Raw genomic sequence first — 4,014 nt, forward strand, 5'->3', positions numbered from 1 at the left:
GTCATCGTCAAGATTCATTTCGCAAAACCCCTATCTGCACATGCAGGTAGGGGTTTTGTCTTTGTGGGCAAAAAAACTGGGCTGCCACTGCTTCTCTCTGTGGATGGCGATGCAAGGTCTCTCCTGCAGGCCCTTTTCCTATGCAAGCCAACAGCCCATGGCTATCATGCCTGCCTTATTCCAAGTCGAGACTGGCATGCTGAAGTTGTTGAATCTCCTCAAGGACGGTCGGTTCCATTCCGGAGAAGCTCTGGGGGCAGCCCTAGGGGTGAGTCGCAGCGCAGTTTGGAAGCAGCTGCAGCATCTGGAAAGTGAGCTGAACCTCACCATTCACAAGGTTCGTGGGCGCGGTTACCAGTTGGCCGCGCCACTGGCTTTGCTTGAGGCGCAGGCAATCGCCGAGTTCGCCGTGGGCGAACAGTGGCCGGTATTCATCCACGAAACCATCGATTCGACCAATGCCGAAGGCTTGCGCCTTGCCAGTGAAGGGCAGGCGGCTCCATTCCTGGTTCTGGCTGAGCGCCAGAGCGCCGGACGCGGTCGGCGCGGCCGGCAGTGGGTCAGCCCATTTGCTGAAAATCTCTATTACAGCCTGGTGCTGCGCGTCGATGGAGGCATGCGTCAGCTCGAGGGGTTGAGCTTGGTAGTGGGGTTGGCGGTAATGCGCACCTTGCAGGCGTTCGGTGTAAAGGATGTCGGGCTCAAATGGCCCAACGATGTGCTGGTGCGTGGGCAGAAAATCACCGGGATTCTCCTGGAGTTGGTGGGTGATCCTGCAGATGTCTGTCATGTGGTGCTAGGCATTGGTATCAATGTAAACATGCAGGTAAACGAACAGGTCGATCAGCAGTGGACCTCTATGCGGCGTGAGGTTGGTGCAGCCATAGATCGCAATCACTTGGTAGCGCTGCTCAGTCAGCAGCTACAGCACGAATTGGCGCGCCATCGCCGCTACGGCTTTGCTGCATTCCAGGAAGAGTGGGAGCAGGCGCACTTGTGGCAGGGGCGCAATGTATCGCTGGTTGCTGGTAGTACACGTATTGATGGCGTGGTTCTTGGCGTCGACGGGCAGGGTGGTTTGCGCCTTGAGGTGGACGGGATGGAAAAGAGCTTCAGTGGTGGTGAGCTCAGTTTGAGGTTGCGTGATGATTCTTGAGCTCGATTGCGGTAACAGCTTCATCAAGTGGCGGGTGATCCATGTCGCCGATGCTGTGATTGAAGGTGGTGGGATCGTCGATTCCGACCAGGCGCTGGTGGCCGAAGTGGCTGCGCTCGCTTCAGTACGCCTCACGGGATGCCGTATTGTCAGTGTGCGCAGCGAAGAAGAAACCGATGCGCTTTGCGCGTTGATTGCTCAGGCATTTGCCGTGCAGGCAAGAGTTGCCCACCCTGTCCGTGAAATGGCAGGTGTGCGCAATGGCTATGACGACTATCAGCGTCTGGGTATGGATCGTTGGCTGGCGGCGCTGGGGGCATTTCACCTGGCCAAGGGCGCGTGCCTGGTGATTGACCTGGGTACCGCGGCCAAAGCGGACTTCGTGTCTGCAGATGGCGAGCATCTGGGGGGCTACATCTGCCCGGGTATGCCATTGATGCGTAGCCAGCTGCGCACTCACACCCGTCGTATTCGCTATGACGATGCCTCCGCGGAGCGGGCATTGAACAGCTTGTCACCAGGTCGCTCGACTGTCGAAGCGGTGGAGCGCGGTTGCGTATTGATGCTCCAGGGCTTTGCCTACACCCAGCTTGAGCAGGCTCGTGTGCTATGGGGTGAGGAGTTCACCGTGTTCCTCACTGGCGGTGATGCGCCGCTGGTGAGGGGGGCCCTGCCACAGGCGCGGGTCGTGCCTGACCTGGTTTTCGTTGGCCTGGCAATGGCCTGCCCATTGGATTGAGGTGCCTATGCGCTGGTTGTTTCTGCTGTTACTGGTGCTCAACGTCTTTTATTACGTATGGCATCAGCAGGAAGCCCCGCTGAAGGTCAAGGAAGTCGCCCCATTGTCGCTGTACAAGGGGAATCAGCAAGAAATCCGACTGTTGCGTGAGACAGGTGTGTCGGCACCGCCCAAGCGTCGTGATGAATGCCTGGTAGTCGGAGGCGTGAAGGGGCAGGAGCAGTTGGATGCGCTGCGTCAGCGCCTGCTGAGTCTGGATATTGCCACCTCGCCGGTGGCAGGACAGCTGCCTGGGGCGGATGGTCGCTGGCTCAAGGTTTCTCCGGAAAGCGAGCGTTTGTTGGACCAAACGGTGCTCTTGGCTCTTTCCAATGATTTCAAAGACTTAAAACATAAAATTATTTTCTGCCAAGGTATTGCAACTGGCGAATAGCTTGATAGAATGGCGCCCGCTTCACAGGGAACACCACTCAGGTGGTAGAGCTGGAAGCGGTGTCAAAGCAGCTAAGTTTCAGATTTGATTGAAAAAATTTGAAAAAGCGCTTGACACTAGGACGGCAGACAAATAGAATGCCGGCCACATCTGGAGGGATTCCCGAGCGGTCAAAGGGGACGGACTGTAAATCCGTTGCGAGAGCTTCGAAGGTTCGAATCCTTCTCCCTCCACCAGTTTTAGCGAGAGCCGCAAGCTCCGCGGGTATAGTTTAGTGGTAGAACCTCAGCCTTCCAAGCTGATGATGCGGGTTCGATTCCCGCTACCCGCTCCAAGTTTGCCGGATTTTGCACAAAGTGTTTCGCTCTTGTAGCTCAGTTGGTAGAGCACACCCTTGGTAAGGGTGAGGTCAGCGGTTCAAGTCCGCTCAAGAGCTCCATATAAACAAGGCAGATATGAAAATATCTGCCTTTGTTTTATCAGCGCAAGACTATTTCTTCTGCGGAGGATTGTATCGATGGCTAAGGAAAAGTTTGATCGTTCCCTTCCCCACGTTAACGTCGGCACTATCGGCCACGTTGACCACGGTAAGACCACTCTGACCGCAGCTCTGACTCGCGTTTGCTCCGAAGTTTTCGGTTCGGCAATCGTTGAGTTCGACAAGATCGACTCGGCTCCGGAAGAAAAAGCGCGCGGTATCACCATCAACACCGCTCACGTTGAGTACAACTCGACCATTCGTCACTACGCTCACGTTGACTGCCCAGGTCACGCTGACTACGTGAAGAACATGATCACCGGTGCTGCCCAGATGGACGGCGCGATCCTGGTTTGCTCGGCCGCCGATGGTCCGATGCCACAAACCCGTGAGCACATCCTGCTGTCCCGTCAGGTGGGCGTTCCGTACATCGTGGTCTTCCTGAACAAGGCTGACCTGGTAGATGACGCTGAGCTGCTGGAACTGGTCGAGATGGAAGTTCGCGACCTGCTGTCCACCTATGACTTCCCAGGCGACGACACCCCGATCATCATCGGTTCGGCTCGTATGGCGCTGGAAGGCAAAGACGACAACGAAATGGGCACTACCGCTGTTAAGAAGCTGGTAGAAACTCTGGACAGCTACATTCCTGAGCCAGTTCGTGCTATCGACCAGCCGTTCCTGATGCCGATCGAAGACGTGTTCTCGATTTCGGGTCGTGGTACCGTTGTTACCGGTCGTATCGAGCGTGGTATCGTCCGCGTTCAGGATCCGCTGGAAATCGTTGGTCTGCGTGACACCACCACCACCACCTGCACCGGTGTTGAGATGTTCCGCAAGCTGCTGGACGAAGGTCGTGCTGGCGAGAACTGCGGCGTTCTGCTGCGTGGCACCAAGCGTGACGACGTTGAGCGTGGTCAGGTTCTGGTCAAGCCAGGTTCGGTCAAGCCGCACACCAAGTTCACCGCAGAAGTCTACGTCCTGTCGAAGGAAGAAGGCGGCCGTCACACGCCGTTCTTCAAAGGCTACCGTCCACAGTTCTACTTCCGTACCACTGACGTGACCGGTAACTGCGAACTGCCGGAAGGCGTTGAAATGGTAATGCCAGGTGACAACATTCAGATGACTGTTACCCTGATCAAGACCATCGCAATGGAAGACGGTCTGCGCTTCGCTATCCGTGAAGGCGGTCGTACCGTCGGCGCCGG

4 protein-coding genes and 3 tRNA genes are annotated in these 4,014 nt (G+C 56.5%); all 7 read left to right on the plus strand.

Annotated elements, in window-relative coordinates; translation table 11 throughout:
• The first annotated feature begins 196 nt into the window (after positions 1-196).
• A complete protein-coding gene (gene birA, locus ACTJJN_RS26845) occupies positions 197-1,156 on the plus strand; it encodes a bifunctional biotin--[acetyl-CoA-carboxylase] ligase/biotin operon repressor BirA (protein WP_011953321.1) in 960 nt (319 codons plus the stop codon).
• On the plus strand, positions 1,146-1,895 hold the full coding sequence (locus ACTJJN_RS26850; RefSeq protein ID WP_324737361.1) for a pantothenate kinase: 750 nt from the start codon (positions 1,146-1,148) through the stop codon (positions 1,893-1,895). The genes birA and ACTJJN_RS26850 overlap by 11 nt, the downstream gene beginning before the upstream one ends.
• A gap of 7 nt (positions 1,896-1,902) precedes the next feature.
• Complete coding sequence (locus ACTJJN_RS26855; protein WP_011953323.1) at positions 1,903-2,328, plus strand: hypothetical protein; 426 nt, start codon at positions 1,903-1,905, stop codon at positions 2,326-2,328.
• Between the two features lie 152 nt (positions 2,329-2,480).
• Positions 2,481-2,564: transfer RNA gene (locus ACTJJN_RS26860), tRNA-Tyr, on the plus strand.
• A gap of 24 nt (positions 2,565-2,588) precedes the next feature.
• A tRNA-Gly gene (locus ACTJJN_RS26865) sits at positions 2,589-2,662 on the plus strand.
• Between the two features lie 29 nt (positions 2,663-2,691).
• Positions 2,692-2,767 (plus strand) — tRNA-Thr (locus ACTJJN_RS26870).
• Between the two features lie 78 nt (positions 2,768-2,845).
• The coding region (gene tuf / locus ACTJJN_RS26875) for an elongation factor Tu (protein WP_179052311.1) at positions 2,846-4,014 on the plus strand (1,169 nt) is incomplete at its 3' end.

This window comes from Pseudomonas sp. 22515 (assembly GCF_052044625.1).
GTDB lineage: Bacteria > Pseudomonadota > Gammaproteobacteria > Pseudomonadales > Pseudomonadaceae > Aquipseudomonas > Aquipseudomonas alloputida.